Origin of the sequence: Komagataeibacter saccharivorans, from assembly GCF_004348195.1 — a bacterium.
In the GTDB taxonomy this organism is placed as follows: domain Bacteria; phylum Pseudomonadota; class Alphaproteobacteria; order Acetobacterales; family Acetobacteraceae; genus Komagataeibacter; species Komagataeibacter saccharivorans.
On the sequence record NZ_CP036404.1, the window covers coordinates 2,209,011 to 2,223,866 of the forward strand.

A 14,856-nucleotide genomic window follows, 5' to 3' on the forward strand; every position below is an offset into this window, starting at 1 on the left:
TGGCGGCGCGCATGCCCGCACAGTTTACTGTTGACCAAGGAGCAAGCCCATGTCTGCCGAGACAGAGGCCCTGAACGACCAGATCAAGCAGTCGGTGGCACTGCTGAGGAGGCATCTTTGACTGGGATGTCGCAATTGACCGCCTCGCGGAACTGAACAACCGGGCGGAAGACCCGGAGTTGTGGAACGACTCCGACGCCGCCCAGAAGCTCATGCGTGAACGCACGCTGCTGGCCAACCAGATCGAGGGCGTGCAGCGGCTTGAGGCCGATGTGCGTGATACGATCGAACTGGCCGAGCTTGCCGAAATGGAAGGCGATTCGGCCGTTGTGGGCGAAGCGCTGGGCGTGCTGCGCGCACTGGCCGATGAAGCCAAGCGGCGCGAGACCGAAAGCCTGCTTTCGGGCGAGGCTGACAGCAATGACTGCTACCTTGAAGTCAATGCCGGCGCAGGCGGGACGGAGGCGCAGGACTGGGCGGAAATGCTGCTGCGCATGTACACCCGCTGGGCCGAGCAGCATGGCTACAAGGTCACGATGATGGAAAGCTCGGAAGGGGAACAGGCCGGGCTGAAATCCGCGACCATCCAGGTCAGCGGACCCAACGCCTATGGCTGGCTCAAGACCGAGGCCGGTGTCCATCGCCTTGTCCGTATCTCCCCCTTCGATGCGGCGGCACGGCGGCAGACATCCTTTGCATCCGTCTGGGTCTATCCCGTGGTGGATGATTCGATCGAGATCGAGATCAATGAAGCCGACCTGCGTGTGGATACGTTCCGCGCGTCCGGCGCTGGCGGGCAGCACGTCAACAAGACGGAATCGGCCATCCGTATCACCCACATCCCCACCGGGATCGTGGTGGCGTGCCAGACCGACCGTTCCCAGCACCGTAACCGTGCCACGGCCATGACCATGCTGAAGGCGCGCATGTACGAGCAGGAACTGCAACGGCGTGAAGCCGCCGCCGCCCAGACCGAGGCGAGCAAGACCGATATCGGCTGGGGGCACCAGATCCGTTCCTACGTGCTGGCGCCCTACCAACTGGTCAAGGATCTGCGCACCAACGTCGAGAAAACCAATCCGGGTGCCATTCTCGATGGCGATCTGGATGACTTCATGGCCGCAGCCCTTGCCGCCCGCGTGGGGGCCACCCGATCGGAAGCAAGCGCGCAGGCGCAGTAACGATCCGGCACGGCCGTCGTGTTCCAGCCCCGCGGCCCCCGGCCGCGGGGTTTTTGCGTATTCGGGGCTGGAGCCTTGTTACGTAATAATAAATTTGTTTCGCCCCTGCTGCATATCCTGCTTGACACACACGCCCCGACCACGCCCAATTCATGATCTGGCAACAAATGGCGGTAAGGGCCGCGCGGGGTATGCGCGCGGTGGCCTCTGGACAGGAATGGCATGTGGTCTGACGAAGTCATGGGACTGGATTACGCTGCGCGGCAGCGGCGACGCACGCCGTACCTGCGCATCATCGGCGTGATCGTGCTTGTGCATGTCGTTGTCGTGGGCGTGCTGGCCTACGGGCTGCGGCCCAAGGCCAAACCCATGTTCCCCGAGCCATACCGCCCGCTTCCCCCCCTTGCGATAAAGATCATCCGTGAGCCGCCGCCCTTCCTTGCGGCGCCACCCCCCATGCCGCTGCCGGTCATGGTCCAGCCGGAGGTTCCGGTCATTCCGGCCCCCGTCATCGGGCGGGACAGGCGGGTGCGTCAGCCGGAAATTGTTCCGAAAACGTTACAGGTGGATTGATTTTCAGTGCCCGGACTGGTCAGATAACAGTCGTGAAATGTGTTGCAGGCCAGAACCATGGCCCTATTCGTCAGAGGATTTCAGGTAAATGACCCGACACCATCGTAATATAGCCGTCGCAGCCGCGCTGCTGACCGCACTGCCGGCGTTTGCGTACGCAAAGGGCGCTGCGGCTGAAGCCAACCCGTACGGGCTGGAAGCATTGTGGACGAACGGTGATTTCATCGCCCGCACCGTGCTGCTGATCATGGTCGTGATGTCTGTCGGGACATGGTACATCATGCTGTCCAAGTTCGTGGAACAGGCCCGCATGATGAAGGCCGCCAAGGAAGTGAAGGCAAAGTTCTGGCAGGCCTCCGATCTCCGTCAGGGCGCGGCCCTGCTCGATACGGCGTCCCCGTTCCGCTATATCGCCGATACCGGCATCAAGGCCGCCGAGCACCATGAAGGCACGATGCAGGAATCCATCGACCTGTATTCCTGGACGACCATGTCCATCCAGCGTTCCGTCGATTTCATCCAGAACCGCCTGCAGGGTGGCCTGGCCTTCCTCGGCACGGTGGGTTCGACTTCCCCGTTCGTGGGTCTGTTCGGTACCGTGTGGGGTATCTACCACGCGCTGACCGCCATCGGCATCGCGGGTCAGGCTTCGATCGACAAGGTCGCGGGCCCGGTTGGTGAATCGCTGATCATGACGGCCATCGGCCTTGGCACTGCGGTACCTGCGGTTCTGGGCTACAACATGCTGGTCCGCCGCAACAAGGGCGCGCTGGACGAAGTGCGTGATTTCGCGGCTGACGTGCAGTCCATCCTGATCGGCGGCTACCGCCATGAGTCGCATACCCCCGCCGAATAAAAACCATCCACACGTGACCTGATTTCAAGTCAGGCACGGCAGGCGCCTGTCGGGAGCCTGCCGTGCCTCCGGTCAGAGCCGATTGATTGATGGACCGTGTGGGTCCATCGTGATGCCCTGGCCGATCATTCGGGCCATGACCCGTTCATGGAAGGACATCCAGTTGAAAAACATCACATCCAAATCGCTGTTCCGGTTGCGCGGCCGCCTGCTGGCCGGTGCCATGATGGTGCTGCCCGTCGCCATGACGGTCGTGCCGCTGCACGGCGTCCATGCGGCTGATGTGCTGGGGCAGAAGGTGGGCACGTCCCTCCAGCAGGCGCAGACGGCGCTGGCTGCCCACAAATACCCGCAGGCCATGGCAGCGATTGATGCGGCGGATGCGGTTACGGGCAAGACCGAATACGAATCCTATACCATCGAACAGATGCGCGCCGCCGTTGCTGCGCAGTCGGGCAATGTGCCCGCGGCGATTTCCGCCTATGACAAGCTGATCGCATCGTCCCGCACACCTGCGGCGACGAAGGAACAGATGGCGCTGGCCGAGGGCAGCATGGCCTTCACCGCCAAGGACTATCCGCAGGCGATTGCCGTAACGGAAAAATACATCAAGGCGGGTGGCAAGAACCCGCAGATGCTCACGATCCTGATTCAGGCGTACTACCTGCAGCATGACTACGCCAATGCGGCGCGCGTGCAGCAGGGCCAGATTGACGCCACGATCAAGGCGGGCGCCAGGCCGACCGAAAACCAGCTTCAGCTTCTGGCCGCCTGCCAGTCGCAGCTTCATGACACGACGGGTCTGACCAGGACCTATGTCCAGCTCGCCACCTATTATCCCAAGCCCGATTACTGGGCGCAGGTGGTCCATTCCGTGCTGAGCAATCCCAACATGGCGCCGGGACTGCGGCTGGATATCGACCGCGTGCGGCTGGAAGCCGGGCTGGTCAAGACTTCGGCTGAATACATGGACATCACCGAACTGGCCATGCAGGCGGGCCTGCCGCAGCTTGCGCTGGATATAATCAACCAGGGTTATTCCAGTGGCGTGCTGGGGCATGACGCCACCGCGCCGCGCACGGAGAAGCTGAAGGCGCTGGTGACGCAGGGCGTGGCCGAACGCAAGGCGGGTCTTGATGCCGCGACGGCGCAGGCCACCACGGGTAACGCGCTGCTGACGGCGGGTTACAACTACGTGCTGTTCGGTCAGGCCGACAAGGGGCTGGCCGTGATGAAGCAGGGCATTGCCAAGGGGCCGACGGACATCAACATCGCCCGCCTGCATCTGGGTCTGGCACAGGCTGCTGCGGGCCAGAAGGATGCCGCCATCGCCACGCTGAACGGCGTGGAGGGGACCAATGGCGCGCGTGATATCGCGCAGTTCTGGGTGCTCAAGCTGAACGCGGCGCCTGCTGCGCACTGACCGGGCTGTTCTTCCGGGCATGCGGGGCGCTGGGTATCCAGCGCCCCGTTTCTGTTTGCGGTCCCTGTCGTGCAGACACTTTATGATAAGAATGAGAGTCTTATCCCGCCCCGGTGCGTTGGATATGGTACGGATTGTCGAAATGGCATCGTAACTGCCCTCAACCGAGACATGGCCGAGAGAATGACACAGATACCTGCCACTGCCGATCTGCCCGCCCGCATCCTTGTGGTGGAAGATGACCCTGGCATGCGCACCCTGATCGTCCGCGCCCTTCAGGGTGACGGTTATCGGGTGCGCGGCGTGCAGGGCGGACCGGAAATGTGGGACGCGCTGAAGGTGCAGTCCGCCGATCTCATCATCCTTGATGTCATGCTGCCCGGAACCAACGGGCTGGATCTGTGTCGCGGCCTGCGCGCGCATGCGGAACCCCTTGCGCCGGACGAACAGCCGCTGCGTGAGGTTCCGGTCATTATTGTTTCCGCCCGGGGGGAGGAGCTTGATCGCGTGCAGGGGCTTGAACTGGGCGCGGATGATTACGTGCCCAAACCTTTTGGCCAGAAGGAACTGCTGGCCCGCGTGCGCGCGGTGCTGCGGCGGCGTGGCGGCGGGGTCACCACCCCCATTGCCGGACGGCCACGTAAGGAAACCGTGCGCTTTTCGGGCTGGACGCTGGATCTGCGGCGGCGGGAACTGAGTGACCCGTCCGGCATGGCGGTCGAGATTTCGGGCGCGGAACACGATCTGCTCACCAGTTTTCTGGATAATCCCCAGCGCGTGATCGGGCGCGACCGCCTGCTGGAACTGTCGCGCACCCGTCTGGGCGATGTGTCGGACCGTAGCGTGGATGTGCTGGTCAGTCGCCTGCGACGCAAGCTGGGGCCGGATTCGGACGGGCTGATCCGTACCGTGCGCGGCATGGGATATATCTTCACATCAGAGGTCGAACGGGTCTGAACCCGACCATGATGCCGGGGCCAGTCCAGCCCGCACGTCAGCCAGCACCGGTCACGCGCCGCATCACGCTGTGGCCGCGCGGTCTGGTCGGGCGCGTCATGTTTGTGCTGCTGGTGGCGGTCGCGCTCGTTTTTGTCGGCAGTTCCGCTTTTTATGAGGAAGCCGAGACCTACACCATAGATGACGCCCAACTGGAGCAGGTGGGCGAGCGACTGGTGATCGACGCCCGCGTGCTGGCCGCCACCCCCACCTCCCAGCGCATGGTGCTGGCGGCCATGCTGTCCACGGGCGATCTGACGGTGGACTGGCGCACACCGGCACAGATGGGCGTGATGAAGGTGCAGCCTGCATCCCTGCGGAAGCTGCACGACCGGATGGCAGGCACGCTGAGTGCGCTGCAGGGCGATGCGCTGAACCTGTCGGGCACAATCGCGGAAACGACGGATGTGCGTGGTACGCTGCGCCTGCCCGATGGCAGCTATATGGGGTTTCTTGCCCCGGACATCCTTCAGCCCCACCACATGCGGCGCGGCATCGTCTCGGCGGCGATACTGGCGGGTGCGGTGCTGCTGGCCGCTGGCATGCTGGTGCGTGCGCTGAGCATGCCGCTGCGCGCCCTAGCCGATGTGGCGGATACGGTCGGTTCGGGCCGCTGGGTGCCGCTGGCGGACAAGGGACCAAGGGAAGTGCGCTACCTTGCCCAGGCCATCAACAAGATGCAGGACCGCATCAACCGCCTGATCGCGGACCGGACCGAGGCGCTGGCCGCCGTATCGCATGACCTGCGCACGCCCTTGGCCCGGTTGCGGTTACGCGCGGGCTTTCTGGACGATCCGGACGCGCAGAAGGAAATCGAGGCCGACGTAAGTGAAATGGAGGCCATGATCGCAGGCGTGCTGGCCTACCTGTCGGGAGAGAAAGACCCCGAACCGGCGCGGTCGGTCAACCTCGCCTCCATTCTGGCGACAAGGGTGGATGATGAGGCGGATCAGGGCCGCGATGTCACCTATGACGGGCCGGACCAGGTGCAGGCGGTCGTGCGTCCGCTGGCCATGAAGCGTGTGGTGGGCAATCTGATCGACAATGCCCTGAACTACGGGGGCAATGCGCATGTCAGCCTGAAGGTCAGTGACCAGACGCTATGCATCCGCGTGGAGGATAATGGTCCCGGCCTGCCGGAGGCCGAAATCAGCCGTGTGACCACCCCGTTTTACCGGGTGGAAAGCTCGCGTTCGCGCAGTACGGGCGGGCTGGGGCTGGGCCTTGCGATCGTCAGCCGCGAGGTGGCGCGTGATGGCGGCGCGTTCAATCTGTTCAATCGCCCCGAGGGCGGCCTGTGTGCCGAGATTGTCCTGCCCCGCAGGGCCGTGATACGGCAGGCTGGCTAAAAGCGGGCTTTGCGCCCGCATGGGGTTGGATTCGCGCTCAGGTCGATCATATAACAGGACTTGGGAAGTACTTTTGCATCTCTCCCTTTCCCGTCATGTCTGGAAGACCGAGCAATGTTCATTGAAACAGAAGACACACCCAATCCCGCCACGCTGAAATTCCTGCCGGGACGTGAAATCATGGCCGATGGGGCCACGGCCGATTTCATCAACCCCGATTCGGTAGCGGGACGTTCGCGTCTGGCGGAACTGCTGTTCGATCTGGAAGGGGTGGCGCGCGTCTTTTTTGGCAACGATTTTGTCGCCGTGACCCGTAGCGACGCAACCGGCTGGGATGAACTGCGCCCGCAGGTCCTGTCCGTTCTGGCGGATTATCTGGCCACCGGTCAGGCCGTGGTGGAAACCGATGCCCAGGTGGTCGAGGATACGGTCGCGCCGGGGGATGAGGAAATCGTGCAGCAGATCAAGGAACTGCTCGATACCCGCGTGCGTCCGGCCGTGGCCGGGGACGGGGGCGACATCGTGTTCCGTGGCTATCGGGACGGGGTGGTGCGGCTGACCATGCAGGGCGCATGCTCGGGCTGCCCGTCATCGGGGGCGACGCTGAAGCACGGGGTGGAGAACATGCTGCGCCATTACGTGCCGGAAGTGGTATCGGTGGAGCAGGTGGAGGCCTGATCGGCAGGCCGGTGTGTAATTCGGGAATGTTTCATGGCGCTTGATGACGCTGGGCTTGATCTTCTGTTTCGCAAGGCGCGCACGCCGGTTGCATGGAATGACCGGCCCGTAGGGGCCGATACGCTGCGGCAGTTGTACGAACTGGTCAGTCTGGGGCCGACTTCAGGCAACTGCTGTCCGGGGCGGTTCGTGTTCATCACCACGGAAAGCTGTCGTGAGCGGCTGCGCCCTGCCCTGTCGGCAGGGAACGTGCAGCGTGTTATGACAGCGCCCGTTACCGTGATCGTGGCGCATGATCCGCTGTTCTTCGATCATATGGAAACGCTCAGCCCCATTCCCGACATACGCCAGTGGTTCGCCGCCGATGTGGGACTGGCGGAAGAAACGGCCTTTCGCAACGGCACGCTTGAGGGCGGGTACCTGATCATGGCGGCGCGGGCGCTTGGCCTGTCCGCGCTGCCCCTGTCGGGTTTTGACGCGGCCATGGTGGAGGATGCCTTCCTTGCGCAGCAGGGATGGCAGGCCAATTTCCTGGTCAGTCTTGGCTATACGGATGGGCCGCCCCCCACGCCGCGCGCGTCCCGTCCCGCTTTCGATGATGCCTGCGTGGTCATATAGGCCATGCGGATTCTGGTAATGGATGGCGCGGCGACCGGCGCGCAGGCGCAGGCTGTCATCGCCTGCATCGTGCTGCACGGGGACAGCCTGTCCGTTCTGGCCACCCGCGTGGCGGAAGGGCGTGGTGCCGCGGAGCAGTTTCCGCTTCTGGCGACCGAACTCTTTGCCGAATGTGGCTGGACACACGGCATGCCTGAACTGGTGGGTGTTATCGTCGGGCCGGGATCGTTTACCGGGCTGCGGGCTTCGCTGGCGTTCGCGCATGGACTTGCCGCCGGTTCTGGCTGCGCCGTGGTGGGTGTAACGGCGGGAGAGGCGATGGCGGCGGCGCTGCAGGAAGCGGCCCGTCCGCTCGGGGCTTCCCCCCTGTGCTGCACCATTGCCCGGCGCGAACGCGTGTTTATCGAGACGCTGGAGGCCAGTGGCGCATCGGGCACGGTATCGGCCCATATGCGCGATACGCTTGACCTGCCCGACGGTCCGCTGATGCTGGCGGGCAACGGTGCGCAATGGGTGGCGGGCGTACTGCCGCAGCGGCACGATATCCATCAGGCCGACCTGCCTGCATCCGATCCGCTGGCCATTGCTACGGTTGCCCTGCGTCGCCTGCGCGGTGAACTGCCACCGCGTGCGGCCCAGCCGCTTTATGTCGATGCACCGGAAGCCAAACTGCCAGCGGCAGGGCTGCGACCGCCCCCGGTCATGGTCACCCCATGATGCAGGCTGGCATGGACGTGCCGCCCGCACATGCAGGGCTGGCGGCCATGCTGGCGCGTATCCACGCCCTGTCCTTTCCGCCTGCCCATCGGTGGGACGTGGCGGCAATGACGACCTTGCTGGGCATGGCGGGTGTGTCGGTGCTGGTTGCTGACGCGGCGGAGGGGCAGGACAGCGCCGGGTTCATCATGGCCCGGACCCTGTTTGACGAAGCCGAAATCCTGACATTCGCGGTTGTGCCAGCCGCCCGGCGGCAGGGGTTGGGGCGCGACCTGCTGGAACGCTGCGTGCGACAGGTGGCCGGGACCGGTGCGACAACGCTGTTTCTGGAAGTGGCGGACGATAACCGGCCTGCCATGACGTTATATCACGCGGCAGGATTTACGCAGGTGGGTCTGCGTCGGAACTATTATCCCGATGGCGCGGATGCGTGTGTCATGCTGCGGAAGCTTTAAGCACCGTCAGCCGGTGTGTCACGCCATCCGGTTCCGTGTGCATTTCTTCCACGGTATGACCAAGCAACTTCAGGCTACGTGAAACATTCTCCAGCGGGGTGGAACCACGCAGACGTACACACAGTCTTGCACCCGCCGAAAGTCTGTCCAGCGCCAGACGGGTGCGTACGAAAGTCATCGGGCATACTTCATTGGTGATATCTATTTCTGTCATATCAATATCAGACATATTACCATGGAACCTTTGTTGTAGCCGGTTGCGATCTGTCTGGAATTATTTATATAGGATGGGTCTTTATTCCAGAGTGACAGGATCAGTTTGATGGCGGATGCAGCGGCAGAAGTTGAATTGCGGGAACTGACTGCCGAAGTCGTTTCGGCATACGTATCCCGTAATGAGATTAATGCGGATACCCTTCCCGACCTGATTCACCGGGTATACGAGGCCTTTGCCTCCGTCGGGCGTGTGGAACCCGTGCCGGAAAAGCCGGTCCCGGCCGTCCCGCTCAAGAAGTCCGTCTTCCCCGATTATATTGTCTGTCTGGAAGATGGTAAGAAGCTCAAGATGCTCAAGCGCCATCTCAAGACCGCGTACAACATGACGCCGGAAGAATATCGGGAGCGCTGGGGCCTGCCGCATGACTACCCCATGGTCGCCCCCAATTACGCCAGCCATCGGTCCACCCTGGCCCGCAAGATCGGGCTTGGCACAAAACGTGAGGACTGACGCCCCTAGCGTATGGTAACGTGGACAGGCATCTGCATGATCGGCTACGCCCGTAAACATGGCAACAGACAGTAACGGACTGCAATCGCGCATCGAGCGCATGTGTATGGAACGTGGCCTGAAGATGACGGGGCAGCGGCGCGTCATCGCGCGTGTCCTGTCTGAATCCCACGATCATCCGGATGTGGAGGAACTCTACCGTCGCGCTTCGGTGCTGGATGACCGCATTTCCGTTGCCACGGTGTACCGTACCGTGCGGCTGCTGGAAGAAAACGGCATCCTTGAGCGGCGCGATTTCGGTGGGGGACGGGCCCGTTACGAAACAGCCGATGAAGGCGACCACTACCACCTGATCGATGTGGAAAGCGGGCAGGTGGTTGAATTCACCCATGCCGACCATGCGGAACTGCTGCGCCGGATCACGGCGGAGCTGGGGTTTGAACTGGTGTCGCACCGGCTGGAACTGTTTGCGCGCAGGTTGCCTGACGTGTCACAAGAGCAGACTGACCAGCAGGCACAAACAGAGCGGAAAGGCAGATCACGGCCTTGAGTATCGAGAAAACCATACAGTCCCTTTCTACTCTGGACCTGGAACGCAACGGTTTTCCTGAACTGCGGGGGGGCAATCTTGGTGTCAGGATCGCCGCGACCGAGGAAGAGCGTGAGGCCGCCCAGGCCCTGCGTTATCGCGTTTTTTATGAGGAAATGGGTGCCCGCCCCGATTCCCGCACCGCCCGCCTGCGGCGCGATGTGGATGAATTCGATGACTATGCCGATCACCTTCTGGTGATCGATCATGCCATTTCATCGGGTGCGAAAGGCGTGGTGGGCACGTACCGCCTCATGCAGGGGGACGCGGCGAAAAAGCTGGGCCGCTTCTATACCTCCAGTGAATACGATATCTCTCCGCTGACGGATTTTCCGGGGCGGCTGCTCGAAGTCGGCCGTTCCTGCGTGGACCAGCGTTATCGGGGCCGGTCGGCCATGCAGCTTCTGTGGCGCGGCATTGCCTCATATATTTTCCTGCACCGGATCGATGTGCTGTTCGGCTGCGCCAGCCTGCCCGGTACCGATCCCGATGCGGTGTCCGATGAACTGACCTATCTGTATCATAACCATCTGGCCCCGCCCGCGCTGCGCGTGCGCGCCGTGCCGGAGCGGCGGGTGGAAATGCTGCGTTCCGATCCGCAACTGCTGGATCACCGGCGTTCGCTGGCCCGCCTGCCCCCGCTGATAAAGGGGTATCTGCGGCTGGGTGGATATGTGGGCGATGGCGCGGTGATTGATGAGCAGTTCAACACCACGGATGTTGCGGTGCTGGTCAAAAGCGAACTGCTGGCCGATAAATATTATCGCCATTACGAACGCCGCCTGCGTGACGCGCTGGACTGATCCCGCAACAGACCGCAGGGGAGCGGGTTTCGGCGCTCCATGATGTTTCTGTACGACAAGTATATCAGCCTGTCCCGCCTGCACGGGTGGCGGGCGGATCTGGCCATGGTGCTGGCAGGTGGCGTGTATGCGCTGGGCTTTCCGCCCGTGCATGCGGTCATCGTGCTGCCCGTCGCTTTCTGCCTGCTGGCGCTGGCGATTGACAGCGCCCGGAGCTGGCGGGAAGCCGCGCGGCGCGGATTCATGTTCGCGATAGGGCTCCATACCGTCGGCCTTTACTGGCTGATGTATGCCATCCTGCTCCGCGCCGATGATTTCTGGTGGCTGGTGCCGCTGGCATCACCGGGCTGCGCACTGATCCTTGCCCCCCTGAGTGCGCTGACGGCGGCCCTGAGCCGACTTGTGCCCGCAGGCATGGGAAGGCTGCTGGCATTCTGTGCCCTGTGGACCATTACGGACATGGCGCGTGTGTTCGTATTCAGCGGTTTTCCATGGAATCCGCCCGGGAGCGTATGGGAGTTTCCCGGTCTGGCCGGGGATGTCATGATCCAGCCCGCCGCATGGATCGGCGTGGATGGCCTGACCCTGCTGACCTGTATTCTCTCCCTTGCGCCATTATATGGCCGCAGGGGCAGGCTGGCCTGCGCAGCACTGCTGGTGGCATGGGTGACAGGCGGGGCGCTGCGTCTGACTGGCACGCATGATACCTATGGGCATAATCCCGAGATTGTTCTGGTGCAGGGCAATGTGCCGGAAACGGAAAAGATTTCGCGTAATGCGGATATCGCGGTCTTCCGCCGCTATCTTGCCCTGACCCGGCAGGGCGTCACGCAGGGACTGCGGCAGGCGGATGGACGGCCCGTTGTGTTTGCGTGGCCTGAATCCGCCTTTCCGGGGCTGCTGCTGGAAGATGATATCGCCCGCCCCATGATCATGCAGGCAGGGCAGGGGGCGGCTGCTGGCATCATTGGTACCCTGCGCTGGATGGAAGACCAGCACTGGCGTAACAGCATGGCCGCCTTACTGCCGCCAGACGGGCAGGCGGCTGCCATTTATGACAAGGCGCATCTGGTGCCCTTTGGTGAATACCAGCCTGCTTTCCTGCCGTTTCATGTCGTGCCGGGTGAGGGCATGACGCCCGGCCCCCGGGTGCAGACATGGCATCTGCCCGGTATTGCCCCGGTGGGGCCGCTGATCTGCTACGAGGTGATTTTTTCCGGGCAGGTGACCGATCCGCATGACCGGCCTGACTGGCTCATGAACAGCACCAACGATGCCTGGTACGGAAACAGCGCAGGCCCGCGTCAGCATCTGGCTGCCGTGCGGATCCGCGCGGTGGAGGAAGGGCTTCCCGTCGCCCGCGCCGCCAATACGGGCATATCGGCCATTTTTGACGGGCGTGGGCATGAAGTGACCCGGCTTGGCTGGGATCGGCAGGGGGTGATCGTCCATGCGCTGCCCGATGCATTGCCGCCCACGCTTTTCGGGCGTTACGGGCGTACGATTCCGCTGCTTCTGGCGGTATTGACGGGGCTGGCCGGATTGTGGTGCGGCCATAAACGCAGCCGTTTCGTCTAGAAACCTGCTATTTTATCGACATGGACTTTAATTCATGTATTTAAAATGCATGAATCTTTTCCTAATCTCCTCGCGCCCGAACGGGTGCGGGGGTCTTTCTTGCCGTCCACATCCCGTGGAAAGCGAAGGGCAGATAATTACAGGTGTATCGTAGCAGACATTCCTTTAAAAAGGATTAACATCCGCGGCAGCTACCGCCTCTTGCTTCCATTTTTTAAGTTGGTCTGGGAATATCCATCCAGAAAGGTAAGGCCATCACTGTGACCGGGAAAATGTCTGTTACGTCCAATCCGATAGATGTGCATGTGGGCAATCGCATCCGCCTGCGTCGCACATTGCTGGGTATGTCCCAGGAACGGTTGGGCAACGCCTTGGGCCTGACATTTCAACAGGTCCAGAAATATGAGCGGGGACGCAATCGTGTCGGGGCATCGCGGCTGTACGATCTCGCGCGCGTACTGGATGTGCCGGTGGCTTTCTTTTTCGAAGGTCTGACCGGCCACGACACCATCCCCCCGCAGCCTGAAACGGGAAATGTCGCGGGCATGGCTGCGCCGGATGACCCGCTGGATGCCGGGGATATGGAAAAAAGTGTCCTGCCCGCAGCGCAGCCCGATGACATGTCCCTGCTGTCGCGGCGCGAAACCATTGATCTGGTGCGCGCCTATTACGGTATCGAGGATAGCGGTACGCGCCGCCGGGTGCTGGACCTTGTCCGCTCCATGGCGGCGGACTGAGCCAGACCATCATTCCCGCCGCAGGACCTTGTCGGTCATGAACGCGGCAATCCTGCCCGCGCGGAAGTCGGCACGCAGGCGGTCTTCATCATATTCGTCGCGTACCCAGTCCATGAAGGGAATGCGTCCTTCCGCTTCCGCCTGATAGCGCAGGAAGAAAGCGTCCAGCACGCCGGTGCGCGAGGTATTGAAATGCCCGTTCTTCCACGAAAGCTGGCGTAACGCCTGCCGTGCCGTGCCCCCCTCGAACAGGATGACAAGACCCGCTGCCAGTCCCGTACGGTCGGCGCCGGACTTGCAGTGCATGAGCATGGGAAAACGGATATCGCGGTAAATCCGCTCGAAGCGTTCGATGCGGTCCCTGTGCGGGGCATTACGGCTTTCGAACGCCATGTCGATATGGGTCAGGCCGATCCGGTGCGCGGCTTCACGCGACAGGGCATCGGACCCGCATTTGCGGTGGCCGCGCAGGTTGACCAGCGTCTGAAGCCCGTAGCGACGCGCGGCCAGACGCAGGCGCCATGGCGTGGGATGGTTGCAGCGATAGACGCGGCCGGGAATGACAGTGCGGAAATTGGTCCATGTCTGCCGCAGGATGGCATGGTCCACAAACAGGCTATCAATCCATGCCCGGCTTCGGCCAGCGGGGGTAGACAGGTTTCCCTCAAACACCAGCCATGTCCTTTCAGATGGAGCGGATATGAAAAAGGCGCCGGATTTTTCACATCCGGCGCCTTATCCGTCAATCATGAAAGCTTACGGCAGGGCTTTATGCCTTGCGTTCAAGCTGCAGTTCCTTGATCCGGCCAATGGCGCGGGCCGGGTTCAGACCCTTGGGGCAGGTCTGGGTGCAGTTCATGATCGTGCGGCAGGCATAGAGCTTGAGCGGATCTTCCAGTGCATCCAGCCGGTCGCCCGCATGTTCGTCACGGCTGTCCGCGATCCAGCGATAGGCGGCCAGCAGCGTTGCCGGTCCGAGGTAGCGATCACCATTCCACCAGTAGGACGGGCACGAGGTGGAGCAGCAGAAGCACAGGATGCACTCCCACATGCCATCCAGTTCGGCACGTTCCTCAATGCTCTGGCGGCGTTCGGCGTCCGGCGGCGGCAGCGTGTCGGATTTCAGCCACGGCTCGATGGAACGGAGCTGGGCATACGCCCCGTCCAGATCGGGCACCAGATCCTTGATGACCGGCATGTGCGGCAGCGGGTAGATCGCGACATCGCCCTGAATATCCCGGATGGGCTTGAGGCAGGCCAGCGTATTCTCGCCCGCGATGTTCATGGCGCAGGACCCGCAGATCCCCTCGCGGCACGAACGCCGGAATGTCAGGGTGGAATCGACATCGTTCTTGATATGGATCAGGGCGTCGAGCACCATCGGCCCGATCTTGTCCAGATCGATTTCATACGTGTCGACCACGGGGTTTTTGTCATCGTCCGGGCTCCAGCGATAGATCCGGAAGTTCTTGACATTGGTGGCGCCGGTGGGGGCCGTGAAAATGCGGCCTTTGCCCACCGTGCTGTTCTTTGGCAGTCTGAATTCGACCATCGTCTCGTTCCTTTTCCGCCGTTA

18 protein-coding genes are annotated in these 14,856 nt (G+C 62.4%); 15 read left to right on the forward strand and 3 right to left on the reverse strand.

The annotated features are described in order from the left end of the window. The first annotated feature begins 49 nt into the window (after positions 1–49). The 10 genes from prfB to rimI all read left to right on the forward strand — a co-directional run bounded on the left by prfB (position 50) and on the right by rimI (position 8,846). Positions 50–1,181, forward strand: a protein-coding gene (gene prfB, locus KSAC_RS10140) for a peptide chain release factor 2 (protein WP_102325056.1) whose coding sequence is annotated in 2 segments (ribosomal slippage) — positions 50–118 and positions 120–1,181 — 1,131 coding nt in all. Because the reading frame shifts where the segments join, the coding sequence is not laid out codon by codon here. Between the two features lie 222 nt (positions 1,182–1,403). Then, positions 1,404–1,754: a hypothetical protein gene (locus KSAC_RS10145; protein ID WP_243705190.1), complete on the forward strand. Its 351-nt coding sequence runs from the start codon at positions 1,404–1,406 to the stop codon at positions 1,752–1,754. Positions 1,755–1,842: 88 nt separating this feature from the next. Next, positions 1,843–2,610 (forward strand): MotA/TolQ/ExbB proton channel family protein, encoded by a 768-nt coding sequence (locus KSAC_RS10150; protein ID WP_102325057.1) that lies wholly within the window; start codon positions 1,843–1,845, stop codon positions 2,608–2,610. A gap of 112 nt (positions 2,611–2,722) precedes the next feature. After that, the gene (locus tag KSAC_RS10155; protein WP_132305299.1) at positions 2,723–4,033 is read left to right on the forward strand and encodes a tetratricopeptide repeat protein; all 1,311 of its coding nucleotides are present in this window, start codon (positions 2,723–2,725) and stop codon (positions 4,031–4,033) included. Between the two features lie 183 nt (positions 4,034–4,216). Beyond that, positions 4,217–4,990 (forward strand): response regulator transcription factor, encoded by a 774-nt coding sequence (locus KSAC_RS10160; RefSeq protein WP_102325059.1) that lies wholly within the window; start codon positions 4,217–4,219, stop codon positions 4,988–4,990. 8 nt (positions 4,991–4,998) lie between these two features. Beyond that, on the forward strand, positions 4,999–6,378 hold the full coding sequence (locus KSAC_RS10165) for an ATP-binding protein (RefSeq protein ID WP_102325060.1): 1,380 nt from the start codon (positions 4,999–5,001) through the stop codon (positions 6,376–6,378). Between the two features lie 114 nt (positions 6,379–6,492). Further along, entirely contained in the window at positions 6,493–7,056 is a 564-nt protein-coding gene (locus tag KSAC_RS10170) for a NifU family protein (RefSeq protein ID WP_102325061.1), read from the forward strand. Between the two features lie 33 nt (positions 7,057–7,089). Further along, on the forward strand, positions 7,090–7,674 hold the full coding sequence (locus KSAC_RS10175; protein WP_118962617.1) for a malonic semialdehyde reductase: 585 nt from the start codon (positions 7,090–7,092) through the stop codon (positions 7,672–7,674). 3 nt (positions 7,675–7,677) lie between these two features. Next, on the forward strand, positions 7,678–8,391 hold the full coding sequence (gene tsaB / locus KSAC_RS10180; RefSeq protein ID WP_132305301.1) for a tRNA (adenosine(37)-N6)-threonylcarbamoyltransferase complex dimerization subunit type 1 TsaB: 714 nt from the start codon (positions 7,678–7,680) through the stop codon (positions 8,389–8,391). After that, entirely contained in the window at positions 8,388–8,846 is a 459-nt protein-coding gene (gene rimI / locus KSAC_RS10185) for a ribosomal protein S18-alanine N-acetyltransferase (protein ID WP_243705192.1), read from the forward strand. Before tsaB ends, rimI begins: the two co-directional genes overlap by 4 nt. Here rimI and KSAC_RS10190 read toward each other — a convergent pair. Then, positions 8,827–9,075 carry a sulfurtransferase TusA family protein gene (locus KSAC_RS10190; RefSeq protein WP_102325064.1) on the reverse strand — a complete coding sequence of 83 codons (249 nt, stop codon included), beginning with the start codon at positions 9,073–9,075 and terminating at the stop codon, positions 8,827–8,829. The two genes, rimI and KSAC_RS10190, sit on opposite strands and share 20 nt — an antisense overlap. A gap of 93 nt (positions 9,076–9,168) precedes the next feature. Here KSAC_RS10190 and KSAC_RS10195 point away from each other — a divergent pair, with 93 nt between their 5' ends. The 5 genes from KSAC_RS10195 (at position 9,169) to KSAC_RS10215 (ending at position 13,280) form a co-directional block, all read left to right on the forward strand. Continuing rightward, positions 9,169–9,573, forward strand: coding sequence for a MucR family transcriptional regulator (locus KSAC_RS10195; protein ID WP_102325065.1), 405 nt, complete (start codon positions 9,169–9,171; stop codon positions 9,571–9,573). A gap of 58 nt (positions 9,574–9,631) precedes the next feature. Then, positions 9,632–10,123, forward strand: a complete 492-nt coding sequence (locus tag KSAC_RS10200) for a Fur family transcriptional regulator (RefSeq protein WP_102325066.1) — start codon at positions 9,632–9,634, stop codon at positions 10,121–10,123. Continuing rightward, a complete protein-coding gene (locus KSAC_RS10205; protein ID WP_102325067.1) occupies positions 10,120–10,965 on the forward strand; it encodes a GNAT family N-acetyltransferase in 846 nt (281 codons plus the stop codon). The genes KSAC_RS10200 and KSAC_RS10205 overlap by 4 nt, the downstream gene beginning before the upstream one ends. 39 nt (positions 10,966–11,004) lie before the next feature. Next, a complete protein-coding gene (gene lnt / locus KSAC_RS10210) occupies positions 11,005–12,543 on the forward strand; it encodes an apolipoprotein N-acyltransferase (protein WP_132305303.1) in 1,539 nt (512 codons plus the stop codon). 272 nt (positions 12,544–12,815) lie between these two features. Further along, positions 12,816–13,280, forward strand: coding sequence for a helix-turn-helix domain-containing protein (locus KSAC_RS10215; protein WP_110546769.1), 465 nt, complete (start codon positions 12,816–12,818; stop codon positions 13,278–13,280). Positions 13,281–13,289: 9 nt separating this feature from the next. Here KSAC_RS10215 and KSAC_RS10220 read toward each other — a convergent pair whose 3' ends face one another. Together KSAC_RS10220 and KSAC_RS10225 are read right to left on the reverse strand one after the other, a co-directional pair. Continuing rightward, a complete protein-coding gene (locus KSAC_RS10220; RefSeq protein ID WP_132305305.1) occupies positions 13,290–13,952 on the reverse strand; it encodes a tyrosine-protein phosphatase in 663 nt (220 codons plus the stop codon). A 97-nt stretch (positions 13,953–14,049) separates the two neighbouring features. Further along, positions 14,050–14,832, reverse strand: coding sequence for a succinate dehydrogenase iron-sulfur subunit (locus KSAC_RS10225; RefSeq protein WP_102325071.1), 783 nt, complete (start codon positions 14,830–14,832; stop codon positions 14,050–14,052). Positions 14,833–14,856 lie beyond the last annotated feature (24 nt).